This is a genomic window from Streptosporangium sp. NPDC049644, assembly GCF_040675205.1.
Taxonomy (GTDB): domain Bacteria; phylum Actinomycetota; class Actinomycetes; order Streptosporangiales; family Streptosporangiaceae; genus Streptosporangium; species Streptosporangium fukuiense.
On sequence record NZ_JBFAOJ010000036.1, the window covers coordinates 34,425 to 54,615 of the forward strand.

The window sequence follows — 20,191 nt, forward strand, 5'->3', positions numbered from 1 at the left end:
ATAAAGGCGCTGTAAGCGTGATGAAGGCGGGCGGGCCTATCAATGAGCCATGGCTCCTAGAGGAAGTCGGGAGCCGCCCCCTCAAGGAGAGAACCATCATGCGCCGCTCGATCAGCAAACTCCTCGGTCTCGCCGCCGCCACCGCCGTCATCGCGATCGGTGTTCCGGCCCTCGCCTCCCCGGCCTCGGCCGCCACCCCCACCGCCGGCTCGGCCGCCTCCAGCGACTACGACGAGTTCTGGGGCTCCTACTACTCCAAGTACTACAACGGCTCCCGCGCCAGCGCCAAGGGCCGCGTCTGGACCGAGGACGACGACAGCGTCCACGTCCAGGGCAGGCTCTACGACAAGTACTCGCCGAGCTGGCTCTGCGGCTACGTCCAGTTCAAGGTCGAGGACCACGAGGGCGAGGAGAGCTACTACTGGGCGCGCAAGTGCGGCTCCCAGGGCTACACCCCCTTCCACTTTGTCCGCGAAGAGGTTGAAAACCTGCAGGTCAGGGTCTGCTACTGGGACAAGCACGACGCCAAGAGGGCGCTGTGCGGCAAGTGGCGCTACATCTACGAGGTCGATGGCGAGGAGTGATCCCACCTCGTCCGGCGGATCTCATCCGTGACCCGCGTACGCCATCAGACGAATACCAGGCCCGCCCGAGACCCCCGGGCGGGCCTTTTGCTCAATTAAGTAGTTAAAGTAAGCTTTTACCGTTATGTGGCTTTTGTCGGTTTATTTGGTCCTCCTTGCCTCACCCCTCGTCCGGGGGCGTCTCACGCGGCCTCGAACAGGCCCATCCGCGCACGCAGCCGTTCTCGGACGATCGGCCATTCGTCGCTCAGGATCGAGTAGTACGCGGTATCTCGGACCGTGTCGTCGGCGCCTCGGCTCTCCGCCCGCCGCACACCGTCGAGGTGCGCGCCGAGGGCTTCGATGGCGGCCCGGGATCGTACGTTCCGTATGTCGGCCTTGAGGGTTATGCGGTGGACCTGCCAGGTCTCGAAGGCGAGGGAGAGCATCAGGTACTTGCTCTCGCGGTTGGCACCGGTCCCCTGCGCGGAGGCGGAGAGCCAGGTGTAACCGATGTCCGCCACGGACGGGACATCGCCCACCGCCCCACGAGTGCCCGGCGGCCAGGGCATGGGGCCCTGCCAGTACTCCAGGTTCATGAGACGGGTGGCACCGACCACGCGGTCGGTGTGAAGCCACCGGATGGCGAAGGGCATCGTGCGGCCCTCCGCCTGCTCAGCCAGAGTGGCCTCCACGTAGGAGACCATCTCGTCCCGGCCATTGGGGACGCGAGTGAAGCCGTAGGTAGAGCGGTCCTCACTCGCCGCGGCGACGAGGTCGTCGACGACCGCGAGGCTGAGCGGTTCCAGGCGCACGAGGCGCCCGGACAGGGTGACAGAAGCGGGCATGAGCACATAATGAGGGCTCTTTCCCCTGCTCGGTGCCAAACGACACGAGACATCTTGGCGAGCATCGTGAGAAGCACCGGCCGCAGGACTCTCCACAGTGAGAAAGAGCAGGTCAGGCCCGCTGAATCCGCCCTGGGAACGCGCGTCGCCGACGCGGGGGCCGCGTGCGATCTCACCCCGTCGCAGGGGCCGCGACGAGCGGGGCGCGTACCTGCGGGCGAGGTGGCCGCCGGGTGGTGCGCAGGTCGGCCAGAGCCTCGCTCAGATGGTCCAGCGAGGCCGAGATCCAGGGCAGTTCCAGGGGGTCGGAGGCACCGAGCGCGGCCAGCCGACGCCGTGTCGTCTCGCCGTACAGGAGGCTGGTCGCCACCCGCGTCCGCAGGGCCGCCGGGTCGTCGCCGAAGGCGTGGCCGGGGAGCACCCCGACGCCGTGCCGGTCGAGCAGATACGCCGACAGGTCGGCGGAGGACGCGAAGTCCAGCCCGGTGAAGTCGGGGTAGAGGTAGAAGCCGCCCTGCGGCGCGTCCACCCTCACGCCCGCGCGGACGAGCCGCTCGTGCACCGCCCGCGCCACGGTGCCGTGCAGCCTGCGGCTCTCGCCGATCCGCTCGACGAGCTCCGGCGGTTCGGTGTACGCGTACGCCGCCGCCTGCTGGACGGGTGCGGCCGGGCTGGACCAGATCTCGCTGGCGACCGCCAGCAGCCGGTCACGCAGCCCCGCGGACGGGAGCCGGGCCACACCGATCCGCCAGCCGCCCAGGGCGAGGCTCTTGCTGAGCCCGCTGGTGATCACGGTCCGTTCGGGGGCCACGTCGGCGGGGCTGAGAAAGCCGGTGGCCGGGGAGTGGACCAGGTCGCGGTAGATCTCGTCGGAAACGATGGTGAGGTCGAGCTCGCGGGCGACCTCGGCGATCCGCCGGATCGTGGACGCCCCGGCCAGCGTGCCGCTGGGGTTGTCGGGCAGTGTGACCAGCAGCGAACGCACGTCGCGTCCCTGGGCGCGGGCGTGTGTGACCGCCGCCGCCACGCGCTCGGGGTCGGGCACCCCGCCCTCGCCATCGGGCGCGGGAACGAGCAGGGAACGCGCCCCGACCAGGTCGGCCTGGGCGGCGTAGCTGACCCAGCTCGGCATCGGCAGCACGATGTCGCCGCCGACCGCCAGCAGCAGGCCGTACAGCAGGGGTTTGCTCCCGGGGCCGCAGACCACCAGTTCCGGGTCGGTGGGCAGCCCCCGCCGCGACCAGTAGCCGGAGGCAGCCTCGCGCAGCGCCGGCGCGCCGGCGACAGGTCCGTACCCGTTGTGCCCGGACGCCGCGGCCAGCCGCTCGCGCAGAGCCGGATGAACGGGCAGCCCCGCCTCTCCGAAGGCCAGGTGCAGCACGCGCTCCCCGGCGAGCCGTCTTCGCTCGATGTCCTCGTTGGCCGCCAGGGTGGCGGAAAGGGTGACGTTCATCGTGAGGTCCCTCCCTCGTTGCGGAACGTTCCCAACCCTGATGAGGTAGGGGCGTAAGGACAAGCTTCGGTTCTCGCGGGTGGGCATAAGGAAAGCTGATGCTTGATTTGCGGAGACTCGCGCTGATCTGCGAATTCGCCCGCCGGGGCAGCATCGCCGCCACTGCGGCATCCCTGGGTTACAGCCCCTCGGCGGTCTCCCAGCAACTGGCCGCGCTGGAACGCCAGGCCGGGACCGCGTTGATCGACAGGACCGCCAGGAGCGCGGAGCTGACCGACGCGGGGCGCCGCCTGGTCGAGCACGCCGAGCGCATCCTGGCCATGGTGGAGAGTGCCGAGTCCGATCTGTCGGCCCAGGCCGTCACCCCGGCGGGACGGGTCACGGTGACCGCCTTCCCCACCGCCGCGGTCGCCTTCGCGCCCGCGCTGACCAGGACGCTCCGCCGGCACGGTGGGATCACCCTGCGGATGGGGCAGGGGCGCTCGGGGCGCGGGATGCGCGAGGTGCAGTCAGGCGAGGTGGACATCGCTCTGATCGACGACTGGTACGGCGGCATACGCGAACCGGACACCATGCGGGTCTTCCCGCTGTTGCGCGATCCGCTGGTGCTCGTGGTACCGCGCACGCACCGGCTCGCCTCCCCTGACATCCCCGTCGACCTGCGCGAGCTGAGGGAGGAGTCCTGGATGGCCACCCCGGACGGCGAGCCCTCCCGGCTGGCGGTGGACCGGCTGATGGCCGACGTCGGCGGCCACCGGCCGGTGCCCTGGGAGTTCGAGGGACTGAGCACGATCATCGGTCTGGTCGCCAAGGGCATCGGCATCGCGGCCGTTCCCGCTCTGGCACTGGCCGCGGGTGTCCGGGGCATCGTCGTCCGCCGGCTGCCCGGCCCGCCGGTCGGCCGGACCGTCCACGCCGTCGCCCGATCCTCCAGCGTTCACCGCCCTGCCGTCTCCGTCACCCTCAGGGCCGTCCACGTCGCCGCCAGGCTCCTCGCCGCCGACCTGGAGGCGGTCGAGCCCGTACCCAGATGACGCCCTCGGGTACGCCGGGAGACGGTCGCTCTCCCTTGGGCGGTAACGTCGGCGCATGCCTCCCTCCTACGCGCTCGAGCGATTGCTGAACGACGGCGGTGCCAAGCTGGTCGCCGGGGTGGACGAGGTCGGGCGGGGAGCCTGGGCGGGCCCGGTGGCGGTCTGCGCCGTGGTCACCGACCTGTCGGAACCGCCCGCCGGCCTCACCGATTCCAAACTGCTCACCCCCGCCCGCCGCGCCGCCATGGTCGCCGAGATCACCGCCTGGGCGGCCGGTATCGGGTACGGCGAGGCGTCCCACGAGGAGATCGACACGCTCGGGATGACCGAGGCCCTGCGCAGGGCGGCCAGGAGGGCGCTGGCCGGGCTTCCCGCCCGGCCCGACGTGGTCGTGCTGGACGGCAAGCACGACTATCTGGGTGCGCCCTGGCCGGTCCGGTGCGAGGTCAAGGGTGACCTGTCCTGTGTCTCGGTGGCCGCGGCCTCGGTGATCGCGAAGGTTCGCCGGGACACCTACATGGCCTCGCTGGGCTTCTCCGAGTACGGGTTCGCCGAGAACGCGGGTTACCCCTCCCCGGTCCACCAGGCGGCCCTGGCCGAGCTCGGCCCGACGGAGCACCACCGCCTGTCCTGGTCGTACCTGGACGATCTGCCCCGCTGGCGCCACCTCAAGAGGCACCGCAACCCATTGGCCGGTGAGGGCCAGCTCGGCCTCTTCGGCTAACGGCGGACATCGGACATCATCGAAGAGTGCGAATCGGAGTCTTCCTGGTCGCGGCGGGATTTCCCGGCCGGCGACCGGGAGAGGTGCTGCGCGACACCGTGGACGCGGTCGTGGCCGCGGAGGAGGCGGGATTCGATGACGCGTGGATCGCCGAGCACCACTTCATGTCGTACGGCGTCTGCCCGTCGGCGGCGACGCTGGCCGGTGTGGCGCTGGGACGCACCGCCAGGATCAGGGTCGGGACGGCGGTGAGCGTCCTGTCCACCCGGCATCCGGTGGATCTGGCCGAGCAGGCGGCGATCCTCGACCAGGTCTCCGGGGGCCGGTTCTCCCTGGGGGTGGGCAGGGGCGGGCCGTGGGTGGACCTGGAGGTGTTCGGCACCGGCCTGGCGAGGTTCGAGCGCGGCTTCCCCGAGTCCCTCGACCTGCTGTGCGAGGCGCTCTCGCGTGACACGCTCTCCGCGAGCGGGGAGTTCTTCGACTTCAGGCAGGTGCCGATGGTGCCGGCGGCCCGGCTCAGGCCGGTTGTCGCGTGCACCTCGCCCGCGACCGTGCGGATCGCCGCCGAACGCGGGCTGCCGATGCTGCTGGGCATGCATGTCGGGGACCGGGAGAAGGCGGCCATGCTCCGTGACTACGGCGCGCTGGTGGCCGGCCCGCTGTCACCGCCCGGTCATGTCGCGGCGGCCGTGGGGTACGTGGCCGACACGACGGAGCAGGCTGTGCGGGAGATGCGGAAGGCCATGCCGCGCTGGCTGGAGCCGGGGCTCGCCGGATACGTACCGGTGGACGGGCGGGCGCGGCCGGTGCGCGACATCGGGGAGTACGTGGACTTCCTCTGCGGGACGCATCCGGTCGGCTCGCCCGACCTCTGCGTGACGAGGATCGAGCGGACCGCCGAGGTCACCGGCCTGCGGCATTTGATCCTCATGGTGGAGGGGGCGGGCGATCGCGCCCGCACCCTTGAGAACATCAGACGGCTGGGAGCCGAGGTGCTGCCCAGGCTCTCCGGCCGTGCCCGCCGGGTACGGCGGGCACGGGGAGGAACGGCCTCGGGATGAGGCCGCCGTCAGCAGTCGACGAGCTCGGGCGTCTGGTTGAGGATCTGAGACCTGGCGGTGATGAACTCCGCGTGGGCCCCGGTGGCGGCCGGGTCGAAGACCGCGACCCGGTGGCAGTTCTGGAAGGCCAGCCGCACCCCGAAGTGCCGCTCCAGGGCGCCACGCATGGCGTCGCTGGCGAGCGCGCGCAGGAGCTGGCCGCGGGCGGCCTCGTCCGGCGGGGGCACGGTGTTGTCGGCGAATTCGGCACCGGTATGTTCACGCTGTTTGACCAGGTCGCTGATCAGTGACCAGGCGTAGGGCAGTGAGTCTCTGACGCAGGTGACAAAAGCCGCGTCGTCCACCTCACCGGTCCTGGCCTGGTCGAGAAGATCGTTCGAAACGGTCAGTGACATACTGCGTTCTCCTCTCGGAAGGGGATCAATCAGACACTAGGTCGGGCGTAGTGATCGCTCCATCTAGCGGGAGAGCGACACTCGCGTGGGCCCGAAGACGAAGTCGGGGTCGATCTGAGCCGCCAGATCCTCGCCCGTTGCCCTGTTGGCCCAGGCCTCGGCATTGCGGAGGTGGAACCGCACGGCCTGGCGGCCGAAGCGGTCCCAGTCCTTCTCCTGGGCGTCGAGATGGTCGAGGAGCGTGCCCAGGGCCCGGGAGTTGGCCACCTCGAGGTCGGAGAGGGTGAAGGGGCGGCCCTGCTCCATCGCGCGGATCGCCGCGGAGTGCTCCAGGCAGACGAGCAGGTCGGCGCCGACCTGCTCGCGCAGGAACGACACGTCACCGGGGCCGTGGATCTTGTTGCCCACCACCGCGATCGGCACGCCGTAGTCGGCGGCGTAGTCACGGTACTGCCGGTAGACGCTCACTCCCTGGCGGGTCGGCTCGACCACCAGGAAGGTCATGTCGAAGCGGGTGAACAGCCCCGAGGCGAAGGAGTCGGCTCCGGCCGTCATGTCGACCACGACGTACTCACCCGCGCCGTCGAGCAGATGGTTGAGATACAGCTCTACGGCACCGACCTTGGAGTGGTAACACGCCACCCCCAGGTCGTCCTCGCTGAACGGCCCGGTGACCATCAACAGGGGCCCCTCGGGTGCGGCGACGGCGAATCCGGTGTGGATCGGGTCGTTCCGCTCGTCGAGGCGGAGCAGACGCGAGCCGCGCCCCGGCGGGGTGGTCTTGACCATCGCCGAGGCCGAGGAGATGCGCGGGTTGTCGCCTCGCAGGTATTCCTTGATCTCGGTCAGGTGTGAGCCCATCGGTCTTGGCAGCGCGCCGTCGGCCACCCCCAGCGCCATGCCCAGGTGCTGGTTGATGTCGGCGTCGACGGCCACGACGGGACCGCCCCGGCCTGCTGTGTATCTCGAGAACAGCGCCGACAGAGTCGTCTTGCCGCTGCCGCCCTTGCCGACGAATGCCACCCTCACGACGACGATCCAATCTGGTTATGAAAATCATTGCAACTCTTGCGAGGGGACCATCATGCCACGGGGGGCGAGGGCGCGTGGCGTGTATCACCGAGCGGGGCGGGAGGGCGCCCTCGCTGCGTACACGGATGAAAGTGGTCTCTCATGACAAGTACGGATGTGGGGCCTGAGGGAAAACACCTGCCATGTCATGACCGGTGCTGAAGGTCCGCCGTTACCGCTTCGCTCCTTCCTGTATGGACTCGGCGACGGCCTTGGGGGCGGGTAGGGCAGATGTTTGCCATCGACTCCGGTGAGATCCCGGTCGCCCGGGTATCCCACCCCGAGTCGGTTGATCTTGAGCCCCCCGGCGGGATCGTGGACAAGAAGTCAGCAAGGGGCTTTGGTGGTAGGTACCGATACCTGGTCACGTCGCGTTTCCGAGCGGCGAGCCGACGGGTTCGCCGCGTGGGGGGTCGCGCTCGCGATGCTCGCGACGCCGTTGGTCGTGTCCGCCCCGCCCCGAGCCGGGACGGAGACACCACCGTCCCACCCGGCCACCGTGACGTCTTCGCAGCGATCGGAGGCCGGCGAGAGAGCCCCGTCCGCTCCGGCGGAGGTGACCGAGATGACGGAGGCGGCGGAGGCGGGGGCCGTCGAGACGGCCTCGCCCGTTCTTGCCGGGCCTGGCGGAAAGAGGTCCTCGCCCGCTCCAGCGGAGGCGGGGGCGGAGGCTGGGGCGGGGGCCGTCGAGACGGCCTCGCCCGTTCTTGCCGGGCCCGGCGGAAAGAGTTCCTCGCCCGCTCCAGCGGAGGCGGGGGCGGGGGCGAGGGTCGAGATCACCAAGACGGCCTCGCCCGCTCTCGCCAAGCCCGGGCAGAAGATCACCTACACCGTCGAACTGCGCAACACCGGTGACGCCGACCGGCCGGACTTCGGCTTCACCGACGACCTGTCGGGCGTGCTCGACGACGCGGACTTCGACCACGACGCGTCGGCCACCTCGGGCACGGTCTCCTTCACCGAGTCCAGGCTCACCTGGTCGGGTGACGTGGCCGTAGGCCAGACGGTGACGATCACCTACGGAGTCACGGTGAACGACCCTCCGGCGGGGGACATGCGGCTCTCCGGCGAACTGGTCGGTGGCGAGGGTTCCAACTGCGAGGCCGGTTCCACCGATCCCGCCTGCGGCAACCTCGACGCGCCCGGCCTGCCGCTGCTGTACGTCCTCATGACCGCGGACCGGGAGACGGTCGATCCCGGCCAGGTGGTCGCGTACACGGTCACCGTCGGCAATGTCGGCACCGCCGCCTATCCGGGTGCCGCGCTCACCGGGGAACTCTCCGGGGTGCTCGACGACGCGATCTACAACGGCGACGCGCGGGCCACGGGGGGAACCGTCTCGTACGGCGCGTCGAAGCTGGCCTGGACCGGTGACATCCCGGCGGGCGAGACGGTCACGATCACCTACAGCGTGACCGTGAACACCCCCGACACCGGGGACCGGGTGCTGGACAGCGCCGTCCAGGCTCGCGGGGGCGGCACGAACTGCCCCGGCCCGGCGCCGGGACCGGCCAGGCCCGGCGAGCCCCTTCCCGTGACGGGCCTCGGCTGTGCGCAGCGGGTCGCGGTGGAGGGTGTGACGATCAGCAGGACGCTCGCGCCGGAGGAGCCCGAGGCGGGTGACACCGTGACCTACACGATCACGGTCACCAACCCGGGGCGGATCGCGTACCCCGCAGCCCGCCTCACGGACGATCTGTCGGGGGTGCTCGACGACGCGGTGTTCGGCGATGTGGAGGCATCCTCGGGCACCGTCAGCTACGCCGAGCCGGTGCTCGACTGGCGGGGTGACATTCCGGCGGAGTCCGCGGTGACGATCACCTACCGCGTCACGGTGGGCGACCCTCCTCCGGGCGACTCCGCGCTGCGCGACGAGGTGGTGGGCGTGGAGCCCGAGTCCAACTGCTCCGCGGGGTCGACCGATCCCGACTGCGGAACGGAGCCGGTGGGGATAGCCTCGGCACCGACGCCGGCCTCGGCATCGGGGGCCGGCCCCGACCAGGAACCGGGGGCCGCCACCGATCCTGTGCCGGAGCCGGCGCCGATCCCCGGCCGGGAACCGGTGTCGCCACCCGTTTCCGATCCGGGGCCGATCCCTTCGCCCACGCGGGTGACCGGGCGGTCTCCCGCGCCGCCGTACGGGCCGGGCTGGGAACGGCCCCTGCCGATCCCCTGTCCCGTCGGCGGGCCCTGCGCGGGACCGGGCCGCCCCGCCCTGCCGTTCACGGGCCTGCCGCTCGGACCGGTCCTGGCGGGGCTCCTGCTCCTCGGTCTCGGCCTGGCCCCGCGGCTGTGCCACCGGCGCGGGACGTACTGATGTTCCGTTCCTCAACGGAGGCCGTGAACGCGCGGCCGGGAGGCTGAAGCCGTCAGGACGGTCTCCCGTGCCCGGCGTCCGGTGAGGGACACCGCACCGGGAGTCTCCCGCGGGTCAGGCCGACTGGGACCGGCGGCGACGGCGACGGAGCAGGAACGCGGTGGTGGCCAGCCCGGCCGCGGCGGCGGAGGCCAGTGAGATCGGCAGGACCCAGTCGGTCGTCTCCGGCGAGGCCACGGTGTTGACGTCCGTGGCGCAGACCAGCACGGGGCCGGCCGCGCTCCTGCGGGCGCAGGCGGTCGTCGCCAGGTTCCGCGCCTCCGCTGCCCCGGCGACCGCGCCGACCCGGGCGCTCAGGTGGACGACGGTCTCCTTCCTGGGCAGGACGTTCACGGTCCACGCCACCTTGTCCCGCTCCACGCGGCCTCCGGCGTCGGCCTTCACGAAGGTCATCGACGGCGGCAGGGACTGCACCAGGAGGATGCGCCTCAACCGGGTGGTTCCCTGGTTGCTGACGCGGAGCGTGTACGTGCTCTCCGCGCCGGGAGCGGTGTCCCTCATTCCGTCGTCGATGGAGATGGAGAGCGAGGGGACCGGATCACCCCAGGCCGGCTGCCATCCGACAGCGGGTACGGCGACCGCGGTGAGCAGGCTCAGGCTGGCCAGGTGGCGTTTCATCCTCTTACCTCCATGGTGACTCTAAGTAATCACTCCATAACAGCATTCCGGCCCTCGTGGGCGCTCTCAACGCGCCGGGCGTGTCGCTCATCGGCGTTGCCCGCCGGTCCGCCGTCTGTCAGCCGCAGGCGGAGTCGAGGACGACGGCGTTCGCTCCCGCGCGCTCCCTGCCGCGGTTCCCCGTCGGCACGGCGGGTACGGCGGCGTCGGCCCCGGCGGGCGGGGCCGCCAGGGTGGCGGTGACCTCGCGCCTGATCAGGTGGTAGTCGGGTGCACCCGAATAGATCAGCGGGGGCACGAACTGGAGGCTCCTGATCCTGGAGTTCTTCACCTTCTCCGAAAGCTCGACCAGGTCGGGCAGTAGCTGCCGCGGTATGTCGGTGGAGATCGCGTCGACGGTGGCGGTGGCCAGTCTCTCGAAGCTCTTGAACACCGTCACGGGGTCGGCCTGCTTGGCGACGGCGTTCAGCAGGCATTTCTGGCGGCTCATCCGTACGTAGTCGTCGCTGAAGGTGCGGGACCTGCCGTACCAGAGCGCCTCCTCACCCGAGAGTTTCCGCCGGCCCGCCTCGATCCGGCCCTCGTTCTGCCTGCCGTACACGATGGGGTCCTTGATTCGGATCCGCACGCCGCCCATCGCATCGACGATTTCCACGAATCCCCTCATGTCGACCATCGCGTAGTAGGAGATGTCGAGCCCGAGGATGCCGCCGATCGTCCTTTTCAGCAGCGAGGGGCCACGGTGCCTCTTACCCAGCTTCGGCGCCATCTCCGGGTAGTCCTCGGCGTACTGGTAGACCTCGTTGAGCATGCCCGGTGTGTAGGGCGGCTCGCCTTCGAAACCGTAGGGAAATCGCTCGCGGGCCGGGCCCGGCGGCATCGGGACTTTCTCCAGGTTCCTCGGCAGGCCGAAAAGCACGGTTTCGCCGGTCCGGGTGTCGACGCTGGCCACGGTCATGCTGTCGGTGCGCACGCCGACCCGGTTGGCCGCCGCGTCCGCGCCGATGAGCAGGATGTTGATCCGTTCCATGCCCTTCCACGGGTCCGTCGGCATCGGCGTGACGCTTTCCGCGAACACCGAGGTCACCACGCTCTGGGATACGTAGGCCAGCCGAGCCACGTAGATCATCGGAGCGGTCACCAGCACGCACAGCAGGCCGACGACGGCGGCTGAGAGGTACTGGGCCGCGGGAGACGACGACTCCGGCCGCACCAGCAGGTAGGAGTGTATGACCACGGCCACCGCCACGGCGGCCAGCAACATCACGGCGAGCGCGAAGGCCCAGAGCCAGACGGGTTGTACGGCGAGGGCGAGCAGGGCGGGTCCCGCGGTCAGTACGGCGATCGCGGCGGCTCCGGCGAGGGTCAGCTCGATGCCCATCAGAAAGGCGCCCGTCAGGCGGCGGCCCGCCCAGACGTGGGCCAGGCCCCACAGAACGGCCGAGCCCAGTGTCAGTGCCAGACTCGATCCGACGCCTGTCCGCCCCGTGTTATCGGCCATAGCCCTACATCTCCCGTCCGTCACCCCAATACGTCGCAGGTTAGTAACGGTTTCCAGTTGAATGGGCTATGTGGTTGTTCGACGCGCTGAGGGCGGTCGGTCAAGGTTTGTAAACCAGATCACGCCGTCGGGATGACGCTGACCTCCAAGTTATCGTCAAAAAGGACACGTAATCGATTTTGGCTGGCAAACGCGGGGATTTCCAGGTAAAGCGGTTAGGAGGTCCCGTGCGTAAAATGATCAGCTCGATTTTGATCGCGCTCGGCTGCCTTCTTGCGCCCCTTACCCTCGTCGCCTTCTGGGCGGCGAACGAGGTGGCGGACCCCGGCGGCTACCTCAGGAACATGGCACCGCTGGCCCGCCACCCGGACGTGCGGGACGCGGTCACCGGCCGCGTCGCCGACGAGATCACCCTGAGGCTGCGCGAGAGGGGCGTCGCGGCCGAGGAGGGGCTCGTCCACAACGTGGTGGGTGATCAGGTCGACGATGACTTCGTCACCGCCTGGGTGGAGACCAACAGGCTGGCGCACCGCCGGTTCGTCGCGGTCCTGAGCGCGGAATCCGGCATACCAAGCGGCATCGGCTACGACCTCGCTCCCATGTACGAACTGGTCAAACACCGGCTGCGGAGCGACGGTCTGAAAGCCGCCGCCCTCCTGCCCAGGACACCTCTCGTCGTCCAGGTGCTCCCCGCCTCCGGCGTTTCCAAGATCGACCACGTCCATGACGGGCTGATCTCACTGAGATGGGCCCTGGCGGGCATGTCACCGGCTCTGATCGCCTCCGGAATCCTCCTGGCACGCGACCGGTGCACCGCACTGATCGGTGCCGGTGTCGGCCTGGCCGGGGGCATGTTCACACTGGCGATCGCCATGTCCGCGCTACGTAACGTCTACCTGCCGCAGACCACCGGCCCAGGGGGCCTGCCGGTCGCCGCCGTGCTCGTGATATTCGACGCGCTGACCACCTTCCTGAGGAACGGCCTGCGCGTGCTCTTCGTGCTCGGCCTGCTCACGGCGGGGGCGGTATTCGTCGCCAGGAACGGGCTCATCCGGTACCGGGCCCTCGCCATGTTCGAATCCCGCGCTCACCAGTCGGAGGAGCCGACGAACGACGTCGCCGACGGCCGGTAGCCGAGGCGGGTGCGCGCCGCGGTGATGTCCAGGGTCCGCTCGACGGCCAGGTGGCCCGCGGCGTAACGCGTCAGCCGGGGCGGGTGCGGGCGCCGGAGCAGCCGGAAGGCGGCCTCGGCGACGGCCGCGACGGGGTCGACCAGCTTCAGGGGCAGATAGTACGGTTCGGCGTCGATGCCGCGCTCCGCGAGGATCGCGCGCAGGGCGTCGTCGAGCACTACGGGTTCGGCGTCGGTCACGTTGAAGACGCCGTGGTCGACGGGCCCCGCGGCGGCGAGCAGGCAGGCCAGGACCAGGTTGTCCACCGAGGTCAGGCTGATCCGCTGGCGTCCGTCGCCCACCGCGAGAAGCCGGCTCCCCCTGACCGCGCCGAGGACTCGGGGAAGCAGCGTGGTGTCCCCCCTGCCGTAGACCGCGTGCGGCCGTAGGATGACCGCCCGCTCCAGGCACCTCTCCGCGGCGGCCTTCGAGGCACCGTAGGCGCCCACGTACCGCCCGACCGGGGCGGCGTCCTCGGTGGCCATCACGGTCGGCAGGAACGGGTCGTAGACGCTCGCCGTGCTGACGTGTACGAACCTGGCGCCGGGGAAGGCCGCGGCCGCGTTGCGGGTGCCGTCGACATTGGCCGCCCAGATGCCGCGGGCCGGCCCCCAGTCCGTGACGCTCCCGGCACAGTGGATCACCGCGTCCACCTCCGGCGGCTCCGGCCGCTCGCCGAGGAGATCCCACGATGTGTACGGCGCCTGGCCGACGTGCCCGCCGTCCACTCCGGGCCGCCTGCCGAAGGCGAACACCGTCCAGCCCTCCGCCACGGCCGCCCGGCAGACCGCGCCTCCCACGAACCCCGAGGCCCCCGTCACCGCGACCCGCAAGGCCCCGCCGCCCGGCCTGGAGGCGGTGCCGGCCCGACGCGGGGGGTTTCGACGCTCAGCCACGGCGGGCGACCAGATCACGCAGGGCTGCCCGGTCGAGCTTGTCGGCCCGCCCCGAGCGGGGGAAGGCGTCGAGCGGCTCGATCCGGTCGGGCAGGGCCGCCGAGTCCACGATCTCGGGAAGTGCCCCGCGCAGCAGGCTCTCGTCGTAGCCGCCGGTGGGCACGACGGCCAGCACGACTTCCTCGTCCCCGGTTTCCGGGTCGGCGAGTCCGACGATCGCGGCCTCGGCCACCCCGGGCAGCGCCGCGATGCCGGACTCGTACAGACCCGGATAGATGTTGACGCCGTCGCGGAGGATCATGTCCTTCTTCCGGCCGAGCAGGACCAGCCGGCCGGCGTCGAGCCGGACCAGGTCACCGGTGGCGATCTCGCGCAACGGCTCCTCGCCGAGGTAGCACCGCGCGAGGTGGGGCCCCGAGACGAACAGCTCGCCGTCCTCGGCGATCCGGACGCCGACGCCGGGCAGCGGTGCCCCGAGCAGGTCTCCCTCGGACTGGGCCAGCTTCTCCCGCGCCGACGCGATGGCGATGGGGAGCGCCTCGGTCATCGCGTAGACGGACAGCACCTCGGGGCCGGCCTCGATCGCGCGCCGGAGCACGCCCGGCGGGGCGGGGGCGGCGCCGAGCAGGAGGTAGCGGAGGGTTCCGGGAAGCCTGGGGGTCCGGCGCAGCAGCCTGTCCAGGTGCACCGGCACGGCGAAGGTGTGGGTGGCCCTTCTCGCGGCCAGCTCGGCGGCGAGGTCCCCGCCCCCGGGCAGTGACCAGGTCGCCCCGGCCAGCAGGGCGGGAAGGCCGAGCATCAGCTGGTCGGTGTGCACGATGTCGCCGGGGCCGAGCGGGAACGCGCTCCTGAACATCTCCAACCCGGTCGCGAGCGACCTTCGGGTGTGCACCACCCCTCGCGGACGCGCCGTGGTCCCGGAGGTGAAGATCACCGCCGCCGGTTGGTCCGGGTCGGACTCGTACGCCCGCCGCCAGGACGGGCCGGACGGCGATCGGAGGATCCCGGGCAGCCGCAGCGCTTCCCGGGGAACCCCCGGCAGCCAGGGGCCGGTGTACAGGTGGCGGACGGGCCGGCCGGGAAGCGGATCGGCGAGGTTCGGCAGGAGCAGGCCGCGGCGGCGGGCCAGGCTCCTGAGCGGGCCGCTCAGCGTGTAGAGCAGGGACTCGCTGATCACCCACGCGGGCCGGGTCGCGGCCATGCGGGCCGCGAGCACGTCGGGCGCCAGCCCGGGATCCGCGAGGACGAGCGTCCCGCCCGCCGCGACCGCCCCCAGCGCCAGCGCCACCGCGTCCACCCCGGGCCGCACCGCGAACAGCACCCCGTCCCCGGGCCGCATCCCCTCCTCGGCCGACGGTCCGCCCATCGCGTCGCGGACCGCCGACACCCGGCGGGCGAGCTCACCGTAGGTGATCTCGCGGCCCCGGCCGTCGACGATGGCGGTCCGTCCTGGCTCCCGCCCGGCGATGGTCATGATCCCGTTGATGATGTCGTTCATGTGGCACTGACCCACAGGTGCTCGTAGGTGGGAATGAGGACCCCTCTGGCCGCGCGCCGTCGCAGGACGCGCACCCGGTGGGAGAGCAGTACGGAGGCCACCGCCCGGATCTCCGCCAGGGCCAGCGGGTAGCCGATGCAGAAGTGCGGGCCCGCGCCGAACCAGAGCCTGCGCAGCTCGGGCGGGTGGGGGCGGGAGGGATCGAACGGGCCGTACGCCCTGGCGCAGTTGTGAGTGACGATCAGCACCCTGTCGCCGGGGCGCACCGCGGCCCTGCCGACGCGCGCGGCGGCGGACACCGAGCGGAGCATCAGCGGGGTCGGCGTGGTGACCCGCATGGCCTCCTCGATGACCCGGTCCAGGTCGTCCACCGGGGTCCGGTGGTCGTGCAGGAGGGCGAAGAGCCGGGGGACGAACGTGGCGACCGTCTCGGTACCGGTCAGGAAGAACGCCCCGGCCGCTCCCCTGGCCTCGGCGGGCGAGAGCCCCTGTGCCCGCATCCGGCCCATCACCGTGGACTCGTCGGCGGCCTCGTAGGCGGCCTGTGCGATGTCCCCGATCCGGTCCAGCACCTGCCGGGCGGCCGCCACCTGCCGATCGGACAGCCGCCGCGAGCGGAGCGAGACCATCGAGACGACCCGTTCCCCTTCCGCGAACAGCTCCCTGGCCCGAGCCTCGGAGACCTCGCCCAGCCCGATCACCCGGCAGATCACCGCTCCGGCCATCAGCCGCATGGCGTCCACCAGGTCGACCGCCTCGCCGCGCCCCAGGCGCGCCGAGAGGTCGTCGAGCGGCCCGCGGAGCACGTCGTCCACCAGCGCCGAGACGTACGCGGGGGTGAACAGCGGCATCAGCTTCCTGCGCAGCGCGAGGTGGCCCGCTCCCTCCATGTTGAGCAGCACGGAGGGGCCGAGCACGGGCGTCCACAGGTCGCCGGGCGATCCGGGGCCGTCCTTGCGGAACCGCTCGTCCATCAGCACGGCCCGTGCGACGGTGGCGTCGTTGACCACGACGCCCAGCCCGGGAACCCGCACCACGGGCCCGAACCTGGCCAGCAGCCGCAGGAGCGGGTAGGCGAAGGGATGCGCGGCCAGGTAGAGCCGTGTCTCGTGGTTCACCGGACGTCGATCACTTCTGGGCGGTAGTGGTGGTCGGCGTACCAGGCGAGGGTGCCCACGAGACCGTACGCCCTGAGCCTGCGCACGGAGCCGAAGACCACCACGTCGCGGCGCGAGCCGTACGCGGCGGTGAGCATGCGCACCCGGTTGACCAGGGCGCGGTCCTCGTGGACCTCCTCGATCGCGGTCCTGGGGAAGCCGCCCGCGCGGTCGTAGAGGTCCGCGGTGATGGCCAGGGTGGCGCCGGGCATCATCACGTACGGCCCCAGGTAGCGCGGGTCCCTGTTGCCGGGCCGAAAGCGCCCGAAGGTGGCCGCCACCTCCACCACGAACGGGATGAGGCGCCGCTCCCAGAACTTCAGCCGGAATTCGTCGGTCCGGGGGCGCAGCTGGCCGCCGACCATCTCCAGACCGTCACCGAAGGCCCGCCGGATGTTGCGCACCCAGTCGGGGCGAGGCAGGCAGTCGGCGTCGGTCCTGGCCAGATGGGTCGCCCCGTGCGCGATGGCGTGGCGCATGCCGGTGTCGGAGGCGGCGCCCGTGCCCTTCCGGGTCTCGACGATCACCTGGACACCGTGCCGCCGGACGATCTCGGCGGTGCCGTCGGTGCTCGCGTTGTCCACCACGAGCAGCGTGAAGTCCCGATCGTCCTGCTCGGCCAGCGCGCTCAGCGTCGCCTCGATGCCGGGGGCCTCGTTGTAGGCAGGGATGATCACCCAGAGGTTCATCACATCTCCGCCAGGATCACACCGGTGCTGATCCCGCCGCCCAGGCCGAGCAGCGCCACCCGGTCGCCGGGCCGCCAGCCGCCCAGTGCGAGCTGGAGCGGCAGCGTGGTCGAGGCGCAGTTGCCGTGCTCGGGCAGGCTGACCACGAGCCTGTCGGCGGGGATGCCGAGCACCTGGGCCAGGAAGCGCAGGTAGGGCAGTGCCACCTGGTGCACCGCCACGATGGCGAAGTCGTCCCAGGTCAGGCCGGTGCGCTTGAGCGCGTTGAGGAAGATGTCCGGGCCGGTCATCTCGAACGCCTCCTTCAACCTGCGCCCGTCGCCTCGGAAGTAGGAGTATTCGGGGTCGCGGGGATGCGCCGAACCGCCTCCCGGCAGGGTGCCGATCGCCCACGCCGTGGAGTCGGCCGCGAAGTCGCGGTAGAAAATGCCGCGTTCCATATCGGCGGCGACCGTGACCGCGGCTCCGGTGTCCGACATCGTGTAGCCCGCGAAGGAGTCGACGAACTGCGCGCGGTCCCTGACCCGCCAGCGGATCGCCCGTGAGGGGATCTCGCCCGAGCAGACCAGTACCTTGCGGTACGCCCCGGACAGGATCAGTGCCTCGGCGATCTGGATCCCGTTGAGCATGCTGTTGCAGGCGTTCTTGATGTCGAACACCGGGCAGGAGAGCCCCAGCTTGGCCGCCACGATGTGCGCGGTGGCGGGCTCGACCATGTCCTGCGAGGCCGACGCGAAGACGAGCAGGTCGACGCCCGAGTGGTCGAGGCCGCGCGCCGCCTCGGCGGCCAGGTCCGAGGCCTGCTGGTCATCGCGGGCCACATGGCGCCGTCGGACTCCCGTCAGCCTCTCGACGACGCCTCCGTAGGGCACGTAGCCCTCGATCCGCCGCTCCACATCCGCGCTGGACATGGTCCGTTCCGGCAGATACGTCGCGACGCCCGTGATCCGGGCTTTCATTGATCTCCCTATACAGGATTTAGTCTCCCCATGTCACATGCTCGCGCAATGTATCGAAAAGGTGCGGATTTGTCCTGATTGTGCGGCTGGGGACCGGTGAAACGGCGTGTCTCACACCGGCATAAGCCGGTCATGCAGGGGTAGCCGATCCTGTCGTGAGCGATGTTCAGATGGGGACCGTGACCACGAAGGTCCCCGCGAGGTTGGACCGGCTGCCGTGGTCGCGATGGCACTGGATGATCGTCGTCGGCCTCGGCACCGTCTGGATCCTCGACGGCCTCGAAGTGACGATCATCGGAAACCTCTCCGCCCAGCTGGCCAAGGAGGGCAGCGGCCTGGCGATCACCCAGGCCCAGGTCGCGGGCACGGCCGCGGCCCTCTACGTGGCGGGGGCGTGTCTCGGGGCGCTGTTCTTCGGCTGGCTCACCGACAGGTTCGGCCGGAAGAAGATGTTCATGATCACAATGGCCGTCTACCTGGTCGCCACCGCCGCGACGGCGTTCTCCTTCTCCGCCTGGTGGTTCTTCCTGTTCCGGTTCCTGACCGGTTTCGGCATCGGTGGCGAGTACGCGGCCATCAACTCGGCCATCGACGAGCTCATCCCGAGCCGCCATCGCGGCAGGATCGACATCATCATCAACGGCAGCTACTGGCTCGGCGCCGCCGGAGGCGCGCTGCTGACCGTGCCGCTGCTCGACAACCTTCCGCTGAACATCGGCTGGCGCGTCGCCTTCGGCCTGGGAGTGGTGCTCGGCCTGGCCATCCTGCTGGTCCGCAGACACGTGCCGGAGAGTCCCCGCTGGCTGTTCATCCACGGCCGCGACCGGGAGGCCGAGAGGTTGGTCGACGAGGTGGAGGAGCGGATCGAGCGCGAGGAGGGCATCCCGCTCGACGAGCCCTCGCGGTCGATGACCATCCACCAACGCACGTCGATCGGCTTCGGGCGGATCGCGCACACCATGGTCGCCCGCTACCCCAAGCGCACGGTCCTCGGCCTGGCGCTCTTCATCGGCCAGGCGTTCCTCTACAACGCCGTCACCTTCGGGTACGCGCAGATCCTGTCGACCTTCTTCGGCATCGTCACCCACACCGGCTACTACTTCGCGGTCATCGCGGTCGGCAACTTCCTCGGCCCGCTCCTGCTCGGGCGGTTGTTCGACACGGTCGGCCGCATCCCCATGATCTCCGGCACCTACATCGGATCCGGGGTGCTCCTTCTCGGCACGGCCTGGCTGTTCGACCAGGGGGTGCTGACCGCGGTCACGCTCACCGCCTGCTGGTGCGTCGTGCTCTTCTTCGCCTCCGCCGGGGCGAGCGCGGCCTACCTGACGGTCAGTGAGATCTTCCCGATGGAGACCCGGGCCATGGCGATCGCGTTCTTCTACGCGATCGGCACCTTCGCCGGCGGCGTGTCCGGGCCGCTGGTCTTCGCCAACCTGGTCAAGAGCGGCAGACCCGGTGACACGGCGCTGGCCTTCTGCATCGGCGCGACTCTCATGATCATCGCAGGGCTGGTGGAGCTGTTCCTCGGGGTCAAGGCCGAGGGCAGGGGGCTGGAGGACATCGCCCAGCCGTTGAGCGCCAAACAGGGCTGACCGTCCAGCCGGGCTCGCGGCCCCGCCGCCGTCCGGGCGACTTGGTACGATAGTCGTTATCATTTGAGTATCTGTTCAGGAGTTCGCCCATGGAAGTCGTCGCCGGTCTGGACACGTGCGTGACCGTGGAGCCCGACGAGGCCAGGGTGGCGGCGACACGGGATCGTCTTGTCACCCCGAGCGAGGCGGCCCGGCTCGCCGACCTGTTCAGGCTGCTGGGCGACCAGACCCGCGCGCAGCTGCTGTACGCGCTGCTCGAGGCGGGTGAGCTGTGCGTCTGCGACCTCGCCGAGACCGTCGAGGTCAGCGACACCGCCGTGTCACACGCCCTGAGGCTGCTGCGGACGGCGGGCATCGTGGCCGGCCGTCGGTCCGGTCGGATGATCTACTACCGTCTCGCCGACGCCCATGTCAGGATGCTCCTCGACCTCAGTCGCGAGCACCTCCGTCACGAGATCGTCGAGGGCTGAGAGCGGCCCGTCCGGTTGTCACCCGGGTTCGCGGCAGGGTCGCGGGGCGCAGCGGGTTTCAGGTCCCGTCGTCGCGGCAGAGGAGCACATAAGATCTTTTTTCACGATCT

19 protein-coding genes are annotated in these 20,191 nt (G+C 70.5%); 8 read left to right on the forward strand and 11 right to left on the reverse strand.

Annotated features, from left to right (window positions below):
- The first annotated feature begins 98 nt into the window (after nt 1-98).
- Entirely contained in the window at nt 99-584 is a 486-nt protein-coding gene (locus tag AB0J58_RS21210) for a hypothetical protein (RefSeq protein ID WP_364217980.1), read from the forward strand.
- A 182-nt stretch (nt 585-766) separates the two neighbouring features.
- On the opposite strand, the gene AB0J58_RS21215 is transcribed toward AB0J58_RS21210, so the two are convergent.
- Together AB0J58_RS21215 and AB0J58_RS21220 are read right to left on the reverse strand one after the other, a co-directional pair.
- Nucleotides 767-1,411 carry a GNAT family protein gene (locus AB0J58_RS21215; RefSeq protein ID WP_364217982.1) on the reverse strand — a complete coding sequence of 215 codons (645 nt, stop codon included), beginning with the start codon at nt 1,409-1,411 and terminating at the stop codon, nt 767-769.
- Between the two features lie 172 nt (nt 1,412-1,583).
- A complete protein-coding gene (locus AB0J58_RS21220) occupies nt 1,584-2,864 on the reverse strand; it encodes a pyridoxal phosphate-dependent aminotransferase (protein WP_364217984.1) in 1,281 nt (426 codons plus the stop codon).
- A gap of 98 nt (nt 2,865-2,962) precedes the next feature.
- On the opposite strand from AB0J58_RS21220, the gene AB0J58_RS21225 reads away from it, so the two are divergent.
- From AB0J58_RS21225 to AB0J58_RS21235, 3 genes are read left to right on the forward strand one after another with little or no spacing between them, the layout of a single operon-like run.
- Nucleotides 2,963-3,898, forward strand: coding sequence for a LysR family transcriptional regulator (locus tag AB0J58_RS21225; protein ID WP_364217986.1), 936 nt, complete (start codon nt 2,963-2,965; stop codon nt 3,896-3,898).
- 55 nt (nt 3,899-3,953) lie between these two features.
- Nucleotides 3,954-4,622 carry a ribonuclease HII gene (locus tag AB0J58_RS21230; RefSeq protein ID WP_364217988.1) on the forward strand — a complete coding sequence of 223 codons (669 nt, stop codon included), beginning with the start codon at nt 3,954-3,956 and terminating at the stop codon, nt 4,620-4,622.
- Between the two features lie 26 nt (nt 4,623-4,648).
- Entirely contained in the window at nt 4,649-5,683 is a 1,035-nt protein-coding gene (locus tag AB0J58_RS21235; RefSeq protein WP_364217990.1) for an LLM class flavin-dependent oxidoreductase, read from the forward strand.
- Between the two features lie 8 nt (nt 5,684-5,691).
- Here the strand turns inward: AB0J58_RS21235 and AB0J58_RS21240 are convergent, their stop codons facing one another.
- The gene (locus AB0J58_RS21240; protein WP_343971632.1) at nt 5,692-6,078 is read right to left on the reverse strand and encodes an SCO5389 family protein; all 387 of its coding nucleotides are present in this window, start codon (nt 6,076-6,078) and stop codon (nt 5,692-5,694) included.
- Nucleotides 6,079-6,141: 63 nt separating this feature from the next.
- Nucleotides 6,142-7,107: an ATP-binding protein gene (locus tag AB0J58_RS21245; protein ID WP_364217993.1), complete on the reverse strand. Its 966-nt coding sequence runs from the start codon at nt 7,105-7,107 to the stop codon at nt 6,142-6,144.
- 607 nt (nt 7,108-7,714) lie between these two features.
- On the opposite strand from AB0J58_RS21245, the gene AB0J58_RS21250 reads away from it, so the two are divergent.
- On the forward strand, nt 7,715-9,466 hold the full coding sequence (locus tag AB0J58_RS21250) for a hypothetical protein (protein WP_364217995.1): 1,752 nt from the start codon (nt 7,715-7,717) through the stop codon (nt 9,464-9,466).
- A gap of 114 nt (nt 9,467-9,580) precedes the next feature.
- Here AB0J58_RS21250 and AB0J58_RS21255 read toward each other — a convergent pair whose 3' ends face one another.
- Nucleotides 9,581-10,144 (reverse strand): hypothetical protein, encoded by a 564-nt coding sequence (locus AB0J58_RS21255; RefSeq protein WP_364217997.1) that lies wholly within the window; start codon nt 10,142-10,144, stop codon nt 9,581-9,583.
- Between the two features lie 118 nt (nt 10,145-10,262).
- Complete coding sequence (locus tag AB0J58_RS21260; protein WP_364217999.1) at nt 10,263-11,645, reverse strand: LCP family protein; 1,383 nt, start codon at nt 11,643-11,645, stop codon at nt 10,263-10,265.
- A gap of 236 nt (nt 11,646-11,881) precedes the next feature.
- Between AB0J58_RS21260 and AB0J58_RS21265 the strand changes: the two genes are divergently transcribed.
- On the forward strand, nt 11,882-12,778 hold the full coding sequence (locus tag AB0J58_RS21265; RefSeq protein ID WP_364218001.1) for a hypothetical protein: 897 nt from the start codon (nt 11,882-11,884) through the stop codon (nt 12,776-12,778).
- On the opposite strand, the gene AB0J58_RS21270 is transcribed toward AB0J58_RS21265, so the two are convergent.
- Genes AB0J58_RS21270 through AB0J58_RS21290 form a run of 5 tightly spaced genes read right to left on the reverse strand, consistent with a single transcriptional unit; the run spans nt 12,733 to nt 18,016 of the window.
- Nucleotides 12,733-13,713 (reverse strand): NAD(P)-dependent oxidoreductase, encoded by a 981-nt coding sequence (locus AB0J58_RS21270; protein WP_364218003.1) that lies wholly within the window; start codon nt 13,711-13,713, stop codon nt 12,733-12,735. The two genes, AB0J58_RS21265 and AB0J58_RS21270, sit on opposite strands and share 46 nt — an antisense overlap.
- On the reverse strand, nt 13,706-15,211 hold the full coding sequence (locus AB0J58_RS21275; protein ID WP_364218005.1) for a class I adenylate-forming enzyme family protein: 1,506 nt from the start codon (nt 15,209-15,211) through the stop codon (nt 13,706-13,708). The genes AB0J58_RS21270 and AB0J58_RS21275 overlap by 8 nt, the downstream gene beginning before the upstream one ends.
- On the reverse strand, nt 15,208-16,329 hold the full coding sequence (locus AB0J58_RS21280) for a cytochrome P450 (protein ID WP_364218007.1): 1,122 nt from the start codon (nt 16,327-16,329) through the stop codon (nt 15,208-15,210). The genes AB0J58_RS21275 and AB0J58_RS21280 overlap by 4 nt, the downstream gene beginning before the upstream one ends.
- Entirely contained in the window at nt 16,326-17,057 is a 732-nt protein-coding gene (locus AB0J58_RS21285; RefSeq protein WP_364218009.1) for a glycosyltransferase, read from the reverse strand. Before AB0J58_RS21285 ends, AB0J58_RS21280 begins: the two co-directional genes overlap by 4 nt.
- Nucleotides 17,057-18,016, reverse strand: a complete 960-nt coding sequence (locus tag AB0J58_RS21290; RefSeq protein WP_364218011.1) for a ketoacyl-ACP synthase III — start codon at nt 18,014-18,016, stop codon at nt 17,057-17,059. The genes AB0J58_RS21285 and AB0J58_RS21290 overlap by 1 nt, the downstream gene beginning before the upstream one ends.
- Before the next feature lie 170 nt (nt 18,017-18,186).
- On the opposite strand from AB0J58_RS21290, the gene AB0J58_RS21295 reads away from it, so the two are divergent.
- Together AB0J58_RS21295 and AB0J58_RS21300 are read left to right on the forward strand one after the other, a co-directional pair.
- Nucleotides 18,187-19,611 carry an MFS transporter gene (locus tag AB0J58_RS21295; protein WP_364218051.1) on the forward strand — a complete coding sequence of 475 codons (1,425 nt, stop codon included), beginning with the start codon at nt 18,187-18,189 and terminating at the stop codon, nt 19,609-19,611.
- An 89-nt stretch (nt 19,612-19,700) separates the two neighbouring features.
- Complete coding sequence (locus tag AB0J58_RS21300; RefSeq protein WP_343971596.1) at nt 19,701-20,081, forward strand: metalloregulator ArsR/SmtB family transcription factor; 381 nt, start codon at nt 19,701-19,703, stop codon at nt 20,079-20,081.
- Nucleotides 20,082-20,191 lie beyond the last annotated feature (110 nt).

What these genes read in the sequence shown, in the direction of transcription:
- AB0J58_RS21210 (WP_364217980.1), top strand. Translation starts at nt 99, where the DNA reads ATGCGCCGCTCGATCAGCAAACTCCTCGGTCTCGCCGCCGCCACCGCC.
- AB0J58_RS21215 (WP_364217982.1), bottom strand. Translation starts at nt 1,411, where the DNA reads ATGCCCGCTTCTGTCACCCTGTCCGGGCGCCTCGTGCGCCTGGAACCG.
- AB0J58_RS21220 (WP_364217984.1), bottom strand. Translation starts at nt 2,864, where the DNA reads ATGAACGTCACCCTTTCCGCCACCCTGGCGGCCAACGAGGACATCGAG.
- AB0J58_RS21225 (WP_364217986.1), top strand. Translation starts at nt 2,963, where the DNA reads ATGCTTGATTTGCGGAGACTCGCGCTGATCTGCGAATTCGCCCGCCGG.
- AB0J58_RS21230 (WP_364217988.1), top strand. Translation starts at nt 3,954, where the DNA reads ATGCCTCCCTCCTACGCGCTCGAGCGATTGCTGAACGACGGCGGTGCC.
- AB0J58_RS21240 (WP_343971632.1), bottom strand. Translation starts at nt 6,078, where the DNA reads ATGTCACTGACCGTTTCGAACGATCTTCTCGACCAGGCCAGGACCGGT.
- AB0J58_RS21250 (WP_364217995.1), top strand. Translation starts at nt 7,715, where the DNA reads ATGACGGAGGCGGCGGAGGCGGGGGCCGTCGAGACGGCCTCGCCCGTT.
- AB0J58_RS21255 (WP_364217997.1), bottom strand. Translation starts at nt 10,144, where the DNA reads ATGAAACGCCACCTGGCCAGCCTGAGCCTGCTCACCGCGGTCGCCGTA.
- AB0J58_RS21260 (WP_364217999.1), bottom strand. Translation starts at nt 11,645, where the DNA reads ATGGCCGATAACACGGGGCGGACAGGCGTCGGATCGAGTCTGGCACTG.
- AB0J58_RS21265 (WP_364218001.1), top strand. Translation starts at nt 11,882, where the DNA reads ATGATCAGCTCGATTTTGATCGCGCTCGGCTGCCTTCTTGCGCCCCTT.
- AB0J58_RS21275 (WP_364218005.1), bottom strand. Translation starts at nt 15,211, where the DNA reads ATGAACGACATCATCAACGGGATCATGACCATCGCCGGGCGGGAGCCA.
- AB0J58_RS21285 (WP_364218009.1), bottom strand. Translation starts at nt 17,057, where the DNA reads ATGAACCTCTGGGTGATCATCCCTGCCTACAACGAGGCCCCCGGCATC.
- AB0J58_RS21290 (WP_364218011.1), bottom strand. Translation starts at nt 18,016, where the DNA reads ATGAAAGCCCGGATCACGGGCGTCGCGACGTATCTGCCGGAACGGACC.
- AB0J58_RS21295 (WP_364218051.1), top strand. Translation starts at nt 18,187, where the DNA reads ATGGGGACCGTGACCACGAAGGTCCCCGCGAGGTTGGACCGGCTGCCG.
- AB0J58_RS21300 (WP_343971596.1), top strand. Translation starts at nt 19,701, where the DNA reads ATGGAAGTCGTCGCCGGTCTGGACACGTGCGTGACCGTGGAGCCCGAC.